Source organism: Mesorhizobium sp. WSM4845 (assembly GCF_055811455.1).
On sequence record NZ_JBVVQA010000047.1, the window covers coordinates 23,140 to 38,570 of the forward strand.

General features: G+C 63.5%; 13 protein-coding genes and 1 pseudogene. 8 read left to right on the top strand and 6 right to left on the bottom strand.

Annotation, left to right across the window (positions count from 1 at the left end; translation table 11 throughout):
- The first annotated feature begins 1 nt into the window (after window position 1).
- The 3 genes from AC0L2C_RS32005 (at window position 2) to hmuQ (ending at window position 1,913) form a co-directional block, all read left to right on the top strand.
- Window positions 2–445 (top strand): hypothetical protein, encoded by a 444-nt coding sequence (locus tag AC0L2C_RS32005; protein WP_473525330.1) that lies wholly within the window; start codon window positions 2–4, stop codon window positions 443–445.
- Between the two features lie 53 nt (window positions 446–498).
- Window positions 499–1,530, top strand: coding sequence for an energy transducer TonB family protein (locus AC0L2C_RS32010; protein WP_473525331.1), 1,032 nt, complete (start codon window positions 499–501; stop codon window positions 1,528–1,530).
- Between the two features lie 68 nt (window positions 1,531–1,598).
- Window positions 1,599–1,913 carry a heme-degrading protein HmuQ gene (gene hmuQ / locus AC0L2C_RS32015; RefSeq protein ID WP_128176755.1) on the top strand — a complete coding sequence of 105 codons (315 nt, stop codon included), beginning with the start codon at window positions 1,599–1,601 and terminating at the stop codon, window positions 1,911–1,913.
- A 290-nt stretch (window positions 1,914–2,203) separates the two neighbouring features.
- On the opposite strand, the gene putA is transcribed toward hmuQ, so the two are convergent.
- A complete protein-coding gene (gene putA, locus AC0L2C_RS32020; protein WP_473525332.1) occupies window positions 2,204–5,815 on the bottom strand; it encodes a bifunctional proline dehydrogenase/L-glutamate gamma-semialdehyde dehydrogenase PutA in 3,612 nt (1,203 codons plus the stop codon).
- A 162-nt stretch (window positions 5,816–5,977) separates the two neighbouring features.
- Here putA and AC0L2C_RS32025 point away from each other — a divergent pair, with 162 nt between their 5' ends.
- Complete coding sequence (locus AC0L2C_RS32025) at window positions 5,978–6,430, top strand: Lrp/AsnC family transcriptional regulator (RefSeq protein WP_023803583.1); 453 nt, start codon at window positions 5,978–5,980, stop codon at window positions 6,428–6,430.
- 218 nt (window positions 6,431–6,648) lie between these two features.
- Here AC0L2C_RS32025 and AC0L2C_RS32030 read toward each other — a convergent pair whose 3' ends face one another.
- Window positions 6,649–7,851 (bottom strand): cytochrome-c peroxidase, encoded by a 1,203-nt coding sequence (locus AC0L2C_RS32030; protein WP_287240676.1) that lies wholly within the window; start codon window positions 7,849–7,851, stop codon window positions 6,649–6,651.
- 13 nt (window positions 7,852–7,864) lie between these two features.
- Complete coding sequence (locus tag AC0L2C_RS32035; RefSeq protein WP_128246855.1) at window positions 7,865–8,314, bottom strand: FixH family protein; 450 nt, start codon at window positions 8,312–8,314, stop codon at window positions 7,865–7,867.
- Window positions 8,315–8,521: 207 nt separating this feature from the next.
- On the opposite strand from AC0L2C_RS32035, the gene AC0L2C_RS32040 reads away from it, so the two are divergent.
- Complete coding sequence (locus tag AC0L2C_RS32040) at window positions 8,522–9,442, top strand: sugar kinase (protein ID WP_473525333.1); 921 nt, start codon at window positions 8,522–8,524, stop codon at window positions 9,440–9,442.
- 56 nt (window positions 9,443–9,498) lie between these two features.
- On the opposite strand, the gene AC0L2C_RS32045 is transcribed toward AC0L2C_RS32040, so the two are convergent.
- A complete protein-coding gene (locus AC0L2C_RS32045; protein ID WP_128166787.1) occupies window positions 9,499–10,533 on the bottom strand; it encodes a class I SAM-dependent methyltransferase in 1,035 nt (344 codons plus the stop codon).
- A gap of 286 nt (window positions 10,534–10,819) precedes the next feature.
- On the opposite strand from AC0L2C_RS32045, the gene AC0L2C_RS32050 reads away from it, so the two are divergent.
- On the top strand, window positions 10,820–12,841 hold the full coding sequence (locus AC0L2C_RS32050) for a putative bifunctional diguanylate cyclase/phosphodiesterase (protein WP_128176810.1): 2,022 nt from the start codon (window positions 10,820–10,822) through the stop codon (window positions 12,839–12,841).
- A 72-nt stretch (window positions 12,842–12,913) separates the two neighbouring features.
- Here the strand turns inward: AC0L2C_RS32050 and AC0L2C_RS32055 are convergent.
- Together AC0L2C_RS32055 and AC0L2C_RS32060 are read right to left on the bottom strand one after the other, a co-directional pair.
- Window positions 12,914–13,069, bottom strand: a pseudogene (locus AC0L2C_RS32055) (DUF899 domain-containing protein); the annotation flags it as partial.
- 331 nt (window positions 13,070–13,400) lie between these two features.
- A complete protein-coding gene (locus tag AC0L2C_RS32060) occupies window positions 13,401–13,601 on the bottom strand; it encodes a hypothetical protein (protein ID WP_287240681.1) in 201 nt (66 codons plus the stop codon).
- Window positions 13,602–14,039: 438 nt separating this feature from the next.
- Here AC0L2C_RS32060 and AC0L2C_RS32065 point away from each other — a divergent pair, with 438 nt between their 5' ends.
- Window positions 14,040–14,375, top strand: coding sequence for a hypothetical protein (locus tag AC0L2C_RS32065; protein ID WP_023803574.1), 336 nt, complete (start codon window positions 14,040–14,042; stop codon window positions 14,373–14,375).
- Window positions 14,376–14,465: 90 nt separating this feature from the next.
- Window positions 14,466–15,431 (top strand): multicopper oxidase family protein (locus tag AC0L2C_RS32070; RefSeq protein WP_473525334.1); only part of this gene is annotated, 966 nt, incomplete at its 3' end.

Sequence of the window (15,431 nt, forward strand, 5' to 3'; positions counted from 1 at the left end):
AATGACAAGCTTGACGGCACCGCTTCGCCTGCTGACCTCGGTGCTGGCCATGCCGCTTGCGATGGGTCCGGCGTGGGCGCAACAGTCTGCGCCGGCCCCTGCTCTCACGCTTGAGCTCAATGGCGCGCAGGCCTCCGAAAAAGGCTGCCGTCTGACGTTCGTGGTCAACAACACGCTCGGCGCCGACCTCTCGAAAGCGGCGTTCGAGATCGCGCTGTTCAACGAGGCCGGCGTCGTCGACCGGCTGACGGTGCTCGACTTCAAGGACCTGCCGGCGGGCAAGACCAAGGTGACGCGTTTCGATCTTGCCGGCGCCGACTGCGCCAAGGTCAGCCGCGTGCTGATCAACAGCTCGACTGAATGCGCCGGCACCGGCATCCAGCCGGACGCTTGCATGCGTGGACTGAAGACCGAGACCAAGACCGGCATCGCCTTCGGGGTCTGAGAAGGCAGCCCGCGCTGGCCGACCTGTTGCCGCTGGGGGCAAATGATGTTGATTTGACAAGTCCGCGCCGGTTGCGGCAGGTCTCGCCGCGAGCCATGCAGAACATCAGTCCCCTCCCCGACGCCGATGGCGAACTGGCGATTGCGCCGACCGGACCGCTTGCGCCGGCCCGACCGTCAGCCATGAGCCGCAAATGGACGGCGGCGATCGTCGCCTCCTGCCTGTTTCATGCCGCGGTGACGGCCGCTTTTCTCTTCGCACCTGCCGGCACGTTTGATGCCGGGGACGCAATCGAGATGGAAGGCGCCGATCAAACCGGCCCCAACGTGGTCGGCAGCGCCTTGAATGGTAAGGTGCCGGGCGCGATGAACGTCACCCTGGTGCCCGACCCGCGGCCGGCCAAGCCTGAGGTCAAGCCCCAGATCAAGCCAGAGCCGCCTGCCGACCGGCCCACCGGGGACCGGCCGATCAGGGAAATGGCCGCGCAACCCCCCGCGCCCTTGCCGCAGATTGTCGAGCAATCCACGGCCCCGCCAGACATGATGGCCGACACCCCAAGCCTGGACGAGCAGAGCGTGGCTCCGAAGATCGAAACGCCGGCAGAGCCGGCTGCTCCGGCGCAAAGCACCGAGGCGCCTCCTGCCGATGTCGGACAGCCGCCGATCCCGACACCAAGGCCGAGCGCTACACCAGGTCCTGTCGGAGCCGGCGAAACCAAGGAGGTCCGCGGCGCCGCGGATGGCGAGGAACGCGACGCGGTGGCTGCCAGCAAGGGCAAGGAGCAGGCAGCGGCAGGCAACGCGATCGAATCCGGCTACAGCGGTGAAGTCCAGAAGAAGCTTGCCCGCGCCAACCGTCATGTTTCGAAAGCGATACAGGCGAGCGCTCGCAACAATGCCAGGGTCGTTTTCGTTGTCATGGCCGACGGCAGCATCAGCGATATACAGCTTGCCGAAAGCTCAGGTTCTGCGGAGCTTGACCAATTCGCTTTAACACTGGTGCGCAAGCAAGCGCCGTTCCCTCCCATTCCAAGCGAAACCGGCAAGTCAAGTTGGGTGTTTAAAGCGCGGATCGGTCCATTTTAACAGCCTTCGCCTCATCGTTTCAGGCATTCCAACACAAATCATAAACTGCAGTCACGAAAGGACGGCCAATGTACATCGCCATGAATCGCTTCAAGGTCCAGAATGGCTCGGAAGCCGCTTTCGAGGACATCTGGAAGAACCGTGATTCCAGCCTGTCCGAAATGAAAGGTTTCAAGGAATTTCATCTGCTGCGTGGTCCGGTCAACGAGGCCGAAGGCTACACGCTGTTCGCTTCGCACACGGTGTGGGCGAGCCATGAGGATTTCGTCGCCTGGACCAAATCCGAGAACTTCCGCGCCGCGCACCGCAACGCCGGCTCCACCAAGGTGCACTATCTCGGCCATCCGCAGTTCGAGGGCTTTTCGGTCGTCGAGGGCGCGTGACATGGCCTCGCCCGCAGCCGACCCGGTGCGCTGATGAAATTCGGCTGCGTGCCCGAAGAACGTGAAGCTTCCGCGCCGTCAATCGCGTCAAGCCAATCGCCGATCTCGGCGCCGCCCCTCAACCCCCTGCCGGGACCTTCTCCCCGTGAATAACGGGGAGAAGGGGCTTGGACGCGACGCTGGCGCCCCCCTCTCCCCGTCCTTCACGGGGAGAGGGTAAGGGTGAGGGGCGGCGCCGACCTGAGGTGATTGCCACGATGCCTAAGAGCAACGAAAAGTATAGCGGAATCCTACGCCGCGGCCAGCAGGCTGGCATTGCCGCCGGCAGCCGTGGTGTCGACGCAGACGGCGCGCTCATGCGCGTAGGCGGCCGGATTGAGCACTTCGCTGACCAGCGGCACGATCGCGCCGGCGCGGTCGGCGATCACCTTCCGCACGATGCGAGCGGCCTCGGGCGTGCCGGAAAAGGCAACGACGTCGACACGCAGCGCGCGTGCCTCGACCGGGTCGGGCCGGCCGTCAATGGCCGCCAGCGGCAGGCCTTTGCCGGTCAGTGATGACAGTGCTGCCGGCGCACCCGGCGCGACGGCCAGCACCGCATTGCCGGCGGCGAGCGCCTGGATGGTCTGGGCAAGCAGCGTGTCGGCGTCCGGTCCCAGGCACAGCACGCGGCCGCGCGGCGACAGCGACAGCGTGTTGGCCTCGCCGGTCGGCCCGGGCAAATCGACCTGGCCGAAATCGATGCTTGCGGCAGCACCGATGGCCACGGCACCCTTGCCGCGCAAATGCTTCCTCAGCACCGCCACCCGGTCCGCCCGCGTCGACCAGCCGCCAAGCGTCGGGTCCGGCAGATTGTCGGCAAGTTCGGTCGCCGTCACCTTGCGGCCGTCAAGAACAGGCGTGCCCGCCTGCGGCCCCTTGCGGAACCGCCTGAGATAGTGCGGCCCGCCGGCCTTCGGTCCGGTGCCGGAAAGTCCTTCGCCGCCGAACGGCTGCGAGCCGACCACGGCGCCGATCTGGTTGCGGTTGACATAGATGTTGCCGGCATGGATGCCGTCGACGAAATGCTGGGCGCGGCCTTCGATGCGGGTGTGCAGGCCGAAGGTCAGGCCATAACCCTTGCGGTTGATCGCGGCGATGACCCCGTCGATATCGTCGGCGTCGAAGCTGGCGACATGCAGCACCGGCCCGAACACCTCGCGCTCGATGTCCTCGATGCCCTTGACCCGAAAGACATGCGGCGCCACGAAGCGGCCATCCTTCGGCGCTTCGAGCTTGGCGATCAGCCGGCCTTGCAGGCCCATCTCAGTGCAATAGTCGCGGATCGATTTTTGTGCCTCCTCGTCGATGACTGGCCCGACATCGGTCGAGATCCGCCAGGGATCGCCGAGGCTGAGCGCTTCCATCGCGCCTTTCAGCATGTCCAGCATCTTCTTCTCGACGTCCTTCTGCACGTAGAGCACGCGCAGCGCCGAGCAGCGCTGGCCGGCGCTCTGGAAAGCCGAGGCCAGGATGTCGCGCACCGCCTGCTCGGGCAGCGCAGTGGAATCGACGATCATCGCATTCAACCCGCCGGTCTCGGCGATCAGCATGGCGTCGGGCGCGGCGGTCTCGGCCAGTTGCTTTTCGATCAGCTTGGCGACCTCGGTCGAGCCGGTGAAGCAGACGCCGGCGATGCGCGGGTCGGCGGTCAGCGGGCCGCCGACCGAGGGGCCGTCGCCAGGCAGAAGCTGGATGACATCTTCCGGCACGCCGGCCTCGCGCAGCAATTCGACCGCGCGGAAGGCAATCAGCGGCGTTTGCTCGGCCGGCTTGGCGATGACCGAATTGCCGGTGACGAGTGCTGCCGCAATCTGGCCGGTGAAGATGGCGAGCGGAAAATTCCATGGCGAGATGCACGCGATCACGCCGCGCGCGTCGGTTCCCGTTTCGGCATTGGCCGCCTCGGTCGCGTAATAGCGCAGGAAATCGACCGCCTCGCGCACCTCAGCGACGCCGTCGGCCAGGGATTTGCCGGCCTCGCGTGTGGCGAGCGCGAAGAATTCGATGGCGTTGGCCTCATAGAGGTCGGCCGCGCGGTTGAGGATGGCGGCGCGCTCGGCGACGGCGCGCTTCGCCCAGGCCGGTTGCGCCTCCATGGCGATGCGCATGGCGGTCGCAACTTGTTTGGCGGTAGCCTCGCTGACCGTGCCGACCACTTCCTCGGGCTTTGCCGGATTGACCACCGGACGCTGATTGCCGTAGCCGGCGGCACGGGTGATCGGCCTGGCGTGCCAGCGGTCCGGCCCGGCGAATTCAGCCCTGGCCTTGTCGATCGCGGCCAGCGTCACCGGATCGGTGATGTCGAACCCCTTCGAATTGCGGCGGGCAGCACCGAAGATCGCCGACGGGCTGGGAATCGCCGGATTGGCGGCCGGCCTCTGTTTCTCGACGGTTTCGAGCGGGTCGCGGGCAATATCCTCCGGCTCGACCTCCTCGTCGGTGAGTTGGTGGACGAAGGAGGAGTTGGCGCCGTTTTCGAGCAGCCGGCGGACCAGATAGGCAAGCAGGTCGGAATGCGCGCCGACCGGCGCATAGATGCGGCAGCGCGTGCCCTCGGCCCGCCGCACCGTCTCGTGCAACGCCTCGCCCATGCCGTGCAGGCGCTGGAACTCGAAGGAGTCGCGATCGCCGGCCATCGACAGGACGGCGGCGACGGTGTGGGCGTTGTGGGTGGCGAATTGCGGATAGATGCGGTCGGTCATCGACAGCAGCTTTTTCGCGCAGGCCAGATAGGACACATCGGTGTTGGCCTTGCGGGTGAACACCGGATAGCCGTCGAGCCCGAGCGCCTGCGCCCGCTTGATCTCGGTGTCCCAATAAGCGCCCTTGACCAGCCGCACCATGATGGTGCGGTCGTGCTTCTTCGCCAGCGCATAGAGCCAGTCGATGACGAAGGCGGCGCGTGGACCGTAGGCCTGGACGACGACGCCAAAGCCGTTCCAGCCGGCAAGCTCCGGCTCGGCCAGCACCCGCTCGATGATTTCGAGCGACAGCTCGAGGCGGTCGGCCTCCTCGGCGTCGATGTTGAGGCCCATGCGCGAATGGCGCGCCGCCAGCGCCAGCGACAAAAGCCGCTCGGCCATCACAGGCAGCATCTTTTCCTTCTGCGTCGCCTCGTAGCGCGGATGCAGCGCCGACAGCTTGACCGAGATGCCGTGATTCTGGCGGATGTCGGGGCCGTTGGCGCCGGCATCGAGCGACGAGATGGCGTCGGCATAGGCCTTGAGATAGCGCAGTGCGTCGGCCTCGGTGCGAGCCGCTTCGCCCAGCATGTCGAAGGAATAGAGATAGCCTTTCTGGGTCATCGGCCGGCCGCGCTTGACGGCCTCGGCAATCGTGCGGCCGAGCACGAACTGCTCGCCCATTTCGCGCATGGCGGCGGCGACCGCCCTGCGGATGACCGGCTCGCCCAGCCGGCGCACCATGGCGCGCAGTGTGCCTTCGATGCCGTCCTCGCCTTCATCGAGCACCCGGCCGGTCAGCATCAGCGCCCAGGTCGACGCATTGACGAAGATCGAGCTCGAGCCGCCCGAATGCGCCGACCAGTCGTGCGGCGCGATCTTGTCGGCGATGAGGTCGTCCATCGTCTCGGTGTCCGGCACCCGCAGCAGCGCTTCGGCCAGGCACATCAGCGCGACGCCCTCCTTGGTGGACAGGCCGTAAGCGGACAAAAAGACTTCCATCAGCCGCGGATCGGACGAGCCGCGCACCGCCCGCACCAGATCGGCGGCGCGGGCAGAGATTGCCTTGCGCTCTTTCGTCGAAAGGCCCGTCGCCTCGGCCAACCGCTTCACGGCCTCGTCTTCGTCAGGCAAGTAATTGGCACGGATCTGCTGGCGGATGGCTTCGAGCGCTGGCATGACGGTCCTGTGGAGCGAGCATCAGTGAGCGGTCCGGCGGTCACCGGACCGAATGACGCAAGCTAGCACAAAGCGTGGTTTCGATCGGTCCAAAGAAATCGACAGGAGAGGTCGATTGATCTATCATTCGGGCGGATTTCCTCCAATTTGACCAGATATTTGATGACAGAAGACCAATTGGACCGCATCGACAGGAACATCCTTTCGGCGCTGGGCAGCGACGGCCGGCTTTCGATGTCGGAACTCGCGGCAAAGGTCGGCCTGTCGAAGACGCCGGTGCAGGCGCGGGTCAAGCGGCTGGAAAAGGACGGCATCATCCGAGGCTACCAGGCGATCGTCGACCGTGAGCGAATGGGCGAAGGCCATGTCGCCTTCGTCCAGGTGAAACTGTCGGACACCCGCTCGGCCGCGCTCGACGCCTTCAACCGCGCCGTGCAGGCGGTGCCGGAGATCGAGCAATGCCACATGATGGCGTCGAGCTTCGATTATCTGCTGAAAGTCCGCACCACCGACATCGCCGCCTACCGCCGCGTGCTCGGCGAGCGCATCTCCGCCCTGCCCCACGTCGCCCAGACCTCGACCTTCGTGGCGATGGAGACGGTCAAGGACCGGTAGTAAAGCGCTGATGCATTGACGTCGGCGGGACAGCGCCCCCTCTGTCCTGCCGGACATCTCCCCACTTGGGGGAGATCGGCGGCTTCGGCGACAGTGCCCCTTTTCTTGAATGTTGAAAATTGGCGAAAGCCGAGGGGCAGCCAATCTCCCCACTCGTGGGGGAGATGTCCGGCAGGACAGAGGGGGGCGCGAAGGATCGCTACCGAGCAGCTGGTCCCTCACTCCGCCAGCGTCTTCAAGAACGCCACCAGCGCCGCGCGCTCGCCGTCCGAAAGCTGCAGCGGGTGGATCTCGGATACGCCCTCGACACTGGCAGGCGCCTTCGAATAATGCGCCACAACCTCCTCGAGCGAGGAAAACTGCCCGGCATGCATGTAGGGCGCACGGGTGGCGGCGCCGCGCAGCGACGGCGTCTTGTAGGCGCGGACGAGTTCCGGCCCGGCCTTGACCATGAAGCGCAGCTCGCCGCAGGCGCTGGCGCCACCATCGCGAAACGCGCCGAAACAGTTGAACGGATCGGCCTCGACTTGGCGTACCGCATCTATGCGGCCGCGATCCGGCGGCAGGTTCGCCACCGACGGCACGCCGGTATTGTGAAAACCGCCGTCCGTAAAACGCGGCCCGTTATGGCAGGTCACGCAATTGGCCTTGCCGATGAACAGCTTTAGCCCGAGGATTTCTTCGGGCGACAAGGCATCGTCGCCTTGCGGCGCCTGTATACCGGTATCCAAAGCGGCAGCGAACCGGTCGAAGCGCGTCTGCGGTGGCGCAATCGATCGCTCGAAGGCGGCGATCGCCTTGCCGATATTGGCGAAGACGCGGTTGACGTCCTCGGCTTGCGCACCGGACATGGCATTCCAGGCAGCCTTCTCGGCATCGCCGCCGAGCGGACTGGCATTGGCCGGCACATTTGAAAGATCTGGCAGCGGCCCGAAGATGCGCTCGTAGCGCTCGCCGAATCGCGCCTTGATGTAATGCGCGTAGGCGGCGCGGTTGCCGGCCTGCTCCAGCGGATTTTCCAGCGGCGCCAGCGCCTGCGCCCAGAGACTGTCGCGCCGCCCGTCCCAGAAGAACCATGCGTCATGCGCAACGCCGGCCAGCGGCATGGTGCGCCGGTTGGTGCGGCCGACACCGACCGCTCGCGGCAGATCGTCCTGGAACTGTCGGTCGATCTTGTGGCAGGTCGCACAGGAAACCTTGCCGTCGCCGCTCATCCCGGCGTCGAAGAACAGCGTCGCGCCGAGCGCGGCGGCAGCCGGCACGTCGGCGAAGCGGTTGGTGGTGTCGGTTTTCAGCGGCGGCAGGGCTGACAGCGCCAGCGAGGCGATGGTCTTCTTTTCGGCATCGGAAAACTCAGGCTTGCCGCACCCGGCAAGCACAGCCATCGCCAGCAGCGCGAAAAGTCGCGGAAAGCGGTTCATCTTGCTCCAGCGCTCAGAGCAACACATTGAAGACCACCGTGTCGGATCCGGCCGCCGCCGAAATGGCGAAATGCAGTTGCCACAATCCGCTCATTGTGAATTTCACCCCGCCGATGCGATAGCGGCCATCGCCCAGATAATCGGTCGCATGCGGGCTGGTCGGCAGACCGTGCCTGTGCTGCGGCATGCCGCCGGATATCGAGATCGCAGCGCCCTCCACCGGGGTGCCCGCATTTGTCTTCAGGGTCAGCAGCCAGGATTGCAGCTCGCCCTGACGGACAACGCCCCGCTCCGGCTCGAAACTGGCTAAAAACAGGCCGTTCGCCGTCTCTTTCGAACGGGCAATCTCGGAGCCGGCGAGCCGAGGCGCTTGCGGCGCGGTCACAAAGACGGCGGCGAGAATGCCGGCCAGCAAGGCAGCCAGACCAAGACCTGCCAGAACGTAGCGCCATAACGATGCCAAACCGGTTCCTCTTCCAGAAATAACGTCTCACTGAGCGGATCGCGTCCCGCCGCGCAGCTGAGAAAACGCCGCCGGCGCAAAATCCGCTGCCGCCAAGCATGGCGCTGGCGCCCGCAAAAAGCTACAGCACCGGATCTTGGTTTGTGCATGTCGTTATCCCAAAACCGCTGCGCAAGCTGTGGGCGACATGCACCGGGAGAGAGATACATGGCAGGAAACGGCGTCGCCTCGATCGGTGAATGCATGCTCGAGCTTTCAGGCCAGGCCGGGCCGAACTGGCGCATGGGCTTTGCCGGCGACACGTTTAATACGCTGTGGGCGTTGCATGCGCTGAGCGGCGACCGGCCGGCAACCTATGTGTCGGCCTTCGGCGACGACCCGTTCTCCCGCGACCAGATCGATTTCTTCGCGCAAAACGGCATCGGCATCGGCGCCAGCCCGATTATACCAGGCGCACGGCCCGGCCTCTATGCAATCACGCTGACCGGCGCCGAACGCTCCTTCACCTACTGGCGCGGCGACGCCGCCGCGAGGCAGCTTGCCTCCGACGCGGCCGCTTTGGCGAAAAGCCTTGAAAATCAGACGCTTGTTTACTTTTCCGGAATCACTTTGGCAATTCTGGACGACGCCGCGCGCAAGACACTTTTGGCGGCGGTGGCCAAGGCGCGCGCCGACGGCTCGCTTGTCGCCTTCGATCCCAATTATCGGCCGCGGCTGTGGCGCCGGCGCGAGGAAGCACAGACCGCGATCCTCGATGCGCTGGCAGTCTCTGACATCGCGCTGCCGACCTTTCCCGACGAGCAGATGCTGTTCGGCGACGCAGCGCCGCAGGCAACCGCGGAACGGCTGGGAAGGCTGGTCGCCGAAATCGTCATCAAGAACGGCGAGGAGCCGGCGCTGATCGCCGCAAACGGGACCCCGCAACCCGTTCCGGCCGTGCATGTCGCCGCCCCGGTCGACACCACCGGCGCCGGCGATTCCTTCAATGGCGCCTATCTCGCCGCCCGGATTGCCGGCGATGCCCCGACCGCGGCGGTGCTGCGCGCGCATCGCGTCGCCGCCGCAGTCGTCGAGGTGCGCGGCGCGCTGGCGCCATTCGAGACGTTAAGGGCAGCGTTCGAAGATTAAACGCAATCGGACTGGCTGCCGCCAACCGCCGACAAGCTTGCAGCCCAAGGCGGTCGCTATCCGCGCTTTTCGATGACGCCGTACAGGACGTTGCGGTTCTCGCCAAAGAACACCTGCGCCTCGACGGTGTTTCGATCGACGCTGGCATTGATGATGTTCCACATATCGGCCTCCGACCGCAGCAGCAACACCCAGTTCATGAACGTCTCCCAATACCCGGCGTCAGGGTTGCCTTCTGCGTAGTTCGCAAACAGGAAGGTCCCGTTCGGCTTCAACATCTGCAGGCAGGTTTTCGTGAGCTTCACGGCGACGTTGTGCGCAAGGTAGTCGTAAAGGCCGGAGGCGTAGATGAAGTCGAACTTGCCAAGCTTGTGGCCCCGCGTGAGCACGGTTCGCACCGAGCCGTCGATCGCCTCTACCGCAGTGCCCTGAAAGTCGCGCGTGATCAATCCAACGCTCTGAGGGTCCTGATCGAGTGCAACCCAGCGTTTGAGACGGCCCTCCTGTAATGCGGCCGAGCGATTGGCCTCCCTTAAATGGCCGGCCGCAATCGCCAGGACCTCGGTTTGCGGTCCATTCCTGGTCGCAATCTTATCGACATAGCGGGTCAGAAGATCACGCCGTTCCCGTGCCGCGATGGACGACGGCACATCCTTGGTATGCATGTAGAGCGCCTTGCCGATCTCCGAGGCGTTTGCCACGCTCTCCGCCACGTGCGGATCGCAATAGATGTAGTCGAGCAACTGCGCGTCGCCGGAATAACCTCTGGGCTTGTCATGGGACCACCGCGTGAGCGGATCCTCAAGAAAGTACTCCAGGACCGGGTGGTTCTGCACCACCGGTATCAATGCCTGCCAGACGTCGGGATGAACCTTGGAACGCGTCGCGCTGAGGTACGACGTCACACGACGAATGATCTCGGCGGGGTCCTTTCGTTGCTCGATTTGCTGGTGTGTGGTGTGGAGAATGAGCGCAAGCTCGACGCGAGCGGTTTCGAACGCTTCGCTATGAGGCTCGAGCTTTTTTTGAGGGAGACTGGCGGCGATCATCTCGGCAGTAATCAAACTTTTGCCATCGAGGATGGTTGCCACCGCAGAACTCCATAATCACATTTAACTAGATATCGTTACATATTGCGTAAAATTTTATCTTTGCCAAGACACATGTCAGGCATTTTAGCGGTGTCGTTAAATTCCCGCCAACCATGCTGGTTTTTTGGACGCCTTGCGGGTCGGATTCCAGATACGAGTTAACCCAAACCTATATGCGCGACTGCATATTGCTTGCGAGGCGCCGCAATTCGCTGTCGCGCCTGAGGAGTCGGCCGGCGTGGGGGTAGAAGCTAGAAATGAGTTCGGCATACAAAGCCCCGTTCAAATGGGGCTTAGGGTGACGAACGAATACGCGTCATCCGCATTGGCCGATATGGCCCATGCGGAACCGCTTGAGCGGCGCTACGAGCGACGGTCCGACGAACTCCGCAGCCTCTACTGGGAGGAAGGCCAGGCGAAGCGAAGGATGGACGCCAGGCCGGGGCTTTGGATCGCCGTCGCCATCTATCTCATGTTTTCGGCAACGGATCTGCTGCTGATTCCGGATGTGGCACTCTATACGATCACGGCGCGCTTCGCGGTCGGAGTGACTGCGCTGTTGACCCTGGAAGCACAACTTCGCCGGGGGGTCGGAACGGAATGGATTGACGTGACTTGCGCCGCAGCCATCATCTTTGGCTATGTTGGTTGGTTGTCCCCAGCGGTTATGGCCGCGGACAAGGAAAGCGTCTCTTATTATATGGTCTTCGGTACTATCTTCATGATGGGCGCCAATCTTTTCTTCACATTCAGGTTTAATCTATCCATCGTAACTTCTGCTATAATTTTGTGTGTACTATACACCGTGAACTATTTCGTACCTTCTACGCTAACATACAAAATAGTACTAGGAATTTTTTACATTTCGTGCTTCATATTCACGTCGTATGTAAACTGGAGGTTAAACGAGGAACGTTACAACGTCTTCCTGAACGCCTTGGAAGCTAAAATCCAGCACAAGGAGGCCACCGAGCGCGGACAGGCGCTCTTGAATCTGTCGAGAACCGATCCGCTTACCGGTCTGGAGAATCGGCGTGCGATCGACGAGAAGCTGCGCGACTACTGGAGCGACTGGCAAAGGCATGGCAGCGGTTTTGTGGCGATCCTCATCGACGTGGACTTCTTCAAAAGGTTCAACGACTACTACGGACATCAGGAAGGCGATCGCTGCCTGATACTTGTCGCCAATGCCCTTGCCGAAATGATCAAGCAGCACAATGGCTCAATCGGCCGCTACGGCGGGGAAGAATTCATTGTCCTGGCTCGCATGGAGAAAAGGGAACAGGTCGCAGGTCTTGCCGAAGCCATTCGAAGCACGGTGGAGAACCTCGCGCTTCCCCACCAGCAGCGCAGAGACGGCACCTCGGTGGTGACGGTGAGCGTCGGCGCTGCCTTCACCAGGGCGCAGACTGGCGCCAAGCTGGAGAAGATCGTCCACGAGGCCGATCGTGCGCTCTATCTGGCGAAAGCAGGCGGTCGCAATTGTACCTGGCTGTTCGATCCAAACGATCCCCAGAGCAGCGACGAGAGCGAGAACATTGCGGCTTTGCTGAAGATCGCGATCGGCCAGGATCTCGTTTCACTCGTCTACCAGCCGATCCAGAACGTGGCGTCTGGCCGGGTTGAAGCCGTCGAGGCTCTGATGCGCCTCAAAATGCTGGACGGTACATCGGTTCCGCCGAGCCTGTTCATTCCTGTTGCGGAACGAACCGGCGCGGTCCTGGAGCTCGGGCGCTGGGCCATAAGGACAGTGTGCACCGAGCTCTTGGCGGACGATCACGTCCGTGTCGTCAGCGTCAACGTCTCTCCAATTCAGCTCAAGACGCCCGGCTTCGCAGCTTCGGTTGCGACGATTTTGAGCGAGACCGGCGTCGCCGGCAGCAGGCTGGCCCTCGAAATCACCGAAGGGCTGGAGATGGAGATGCACTCCGACGTTCTGCGCTGCATCAGCGACCTGAAGCTGCTGGGGGTCAGGGTATGGCTTGACGACTTCGGGACGGGCTTCGCGGGCCTCTCATGGCTTCGTCTCATCGATTTCGATATGGTGAAGATCGACCGCTCGTTCCTGCATGACTGCGGCACCCCAAGGGGCAAGGCGATGCTGCAAGACATCATTGCCCTGGTGCGAAATCGCGGCCATAAAATCCTGGTCGAAGGGGTGGAAACCGACGAGCAGCTGGCCCTGATCCGCGAATTCGACATCGATAAGATCCAGGGCTTTCACGTCGGCCGACCTGCTCCCGCCGCCAATTTCCGCACGAAACCGGCCGCTTACAAACGCACATTGTCGATCGTCAAGTCCGCATGAGTAGCGGCGGCGCGATCTGAGCCTCTCAGGCCAACCGTCGCCGCCCGTCGATCGCACCCGAACAGGTCTGGCTCATTGCTTCGTGCTCGCCTCCCGGAACGCCGCCTCTCCGGCCTCCGAAACCTCGGCCCACTTCTTGTCGGCTGCCGGATCCGCGGCGTAGCTGTCGTGCCAGTTCCACCATTTGTAGGCCGGGGTCTGGGGATAGCCCTCGGGCGAGTCCTCCCAGGAGGCGATGCAGCCTGGCTTTCAGGCGGTCGTCGACTGCATGCTCGGGGCCGGCTTGACGCGGGGAGATCTGCTGTTCGCCCGCTGCGCCGCCGCCGCGAACTGGCCGAACAACTGGCGATCATCGCCATCGGTTCGCGCGGCGATACCAAGGAAATCAGAAAACAGATCAAGCAGCTGTCGAGGGACTAGGGTCAAAACTCAATCAGCCGGTGATCGACAATGACCGGGATGGAAGGCGGCCCGTCGTTGGACGTTCCCCACCACGACAGATACGCGCTCCGGCATCTCTTTAGGGCAGCCATAGCCGCACTTCCACCCATCGCTTACCTCATGCGGGCATCAAATCGATGACCCGCATGATCGCGACCGCAGTGCTCGTGTTCTGGGTGCCTTCTGTAGTAGCGCCTTTAGCGCAGGCCCAAACATCGCCCTTCTTGACTGTGAACTTTCCTTTATTGTGAACGACCGAAAGTTCTCCCTCAGTCATGTGGCAGAGCATGTCGTTCGTCATCATGTTGTCCGGCGGCATTAAGCGGTTCCGAGTAGCCTAAGACGCGAAGTCCGCTAGTTATGATTCTAGAGTGGCCGGCCGGCGCGGATCATGGAGCGTGCAATTGCGAGCTGCGCCTCGACCTCGGCGTTTCCTTTTGCGGGAGCCGCGCCGCCTTCACTGAGTTGGAAGCGGCTGTGGAAGGGCCTCCAGCATGCCGGCGAGGCGCCCAACGAGATGAAGAAGCGGCCGACGATGCAGTGGGTTAAGCCGGGTTCACTAGCGCCGCGGTCCAGAAGCCAGCGCAATGGCACCAAAGGCGGTTATAATCTCACGCCAGACCATTTCCGGAACCTATTCAGACATTCCAAGGCAGCCTGCAACAAATCGCCTCCCGTCGGCATCCGTTTGCGGCGGTCATGGTTCACCTGCGACCGAATCTGGACACGGCGCAGAGCCAGGACTACTGTCTACCCAATGAGCAGGTTCGTCCGCATCCTCGCAGTCGTCTTCCTCGCGGCCTTCGCCCTCGGCACGGCGGCGCATGCCGCGGCTTTGACGGACATGTCCCTGAAGATGTCGATGGCTGAGATGGACGGCGACATGCCCGACTGCCAGGACTGTCCCGGCGATGACGGTGAGACGTCGGCATGCGACCAGTTCTGCGTTACCTCGCTTGTCGCGATCTGCACGCCTGCCGCGGCCGAGCTGCCGCATTTCGCCGGTATCGTATCCTTGCCTCCCGGAGAACCGTCCGACGGCCGCACCGGTCCGCCTGAGCCCTATCCTCCCCGAACCACCTTCCTGAGCTGACACGGCCGCGGCATCCGCTCGCGACCGACCCGTCGACGCGCCCGGCTACGTCCGCGCGTCAAAAAAGCCTATTCCGGAATGGTTGATCCAATGCCCTATCCACGTGTGCCGGCGCTGACGCGTCGAACCTTCCTCGCATCGGCCGCCGCCGTTTCGGCGGGCGTGGTGCTTCCACCGCGATCCGACGCCGCAGGCCTTCGCGAGTTCCGGATCCGCGCCGGACCGGGACGCGCCCAGATCGCGCCAGAGCCGCATGGCGATACCCCCATCTGGTGCTATGACGGCAGCCTGCCCGGTCCGGAAATTCGCATCCGCCAGGGAGAACGCCTGCGGGTGGCGGTCGAGAACAAACTCAACGAAGAGACGACGGTGCACTGGCACGGTTTGCGAGTCCCGAACGCGATGGACGGCGTGCCGCACCTCACGCAGGCGCCGATCTGGCCCGGCGAGACCTTTGCCTACGAGTTCGATGCCGTCGACGCAGGCACCTTCTGGTACCATCCGCACCATCGCAGTTTCGAGCAGGTCGGCAGAGGCCTCTACGGCCCGCTGATCGTGGAGGAAGCCGATCCCATCCGGGTCGACCGCGAAGTCACATGGGTGCTGTCCGACTGGCGGCTGACCAAAACCGCCGAGATGCGGGAAGACTTCGGCAACCGCCATGACATGATGCACAACGGCCGGGTCGGAAACACGGTCACGATCAATGGCCGCGTGCCGGATGTCTTTCAGGTGCGAAAGGGAGAACGCATCCGGCTGCGGCTGATCAACGCCGCCAACGCCCGCATTTTCGGCCTCGACTTCGGGAACCATCAGCCTGCCGTCATTGCGCTGGACGGGCAGCCAGTGGAGCCGCATGCGCCGGAAGGCGGGCTGGTCGTGCTCGGGCCCGCGATGCGCGCCGACCTCATCCTCGACATGACGGCTGACGCCGGAAGCCGGGTTTCCGTGATCGACCGCTTCTACGAGGGCCTCGAATACCGCCTGGTCGACCTAGCCTATGCCGGTAATCCGCTCAGGCAGGCGGCTCCCGACTGGCCTGTCGCCCTCCCGCCC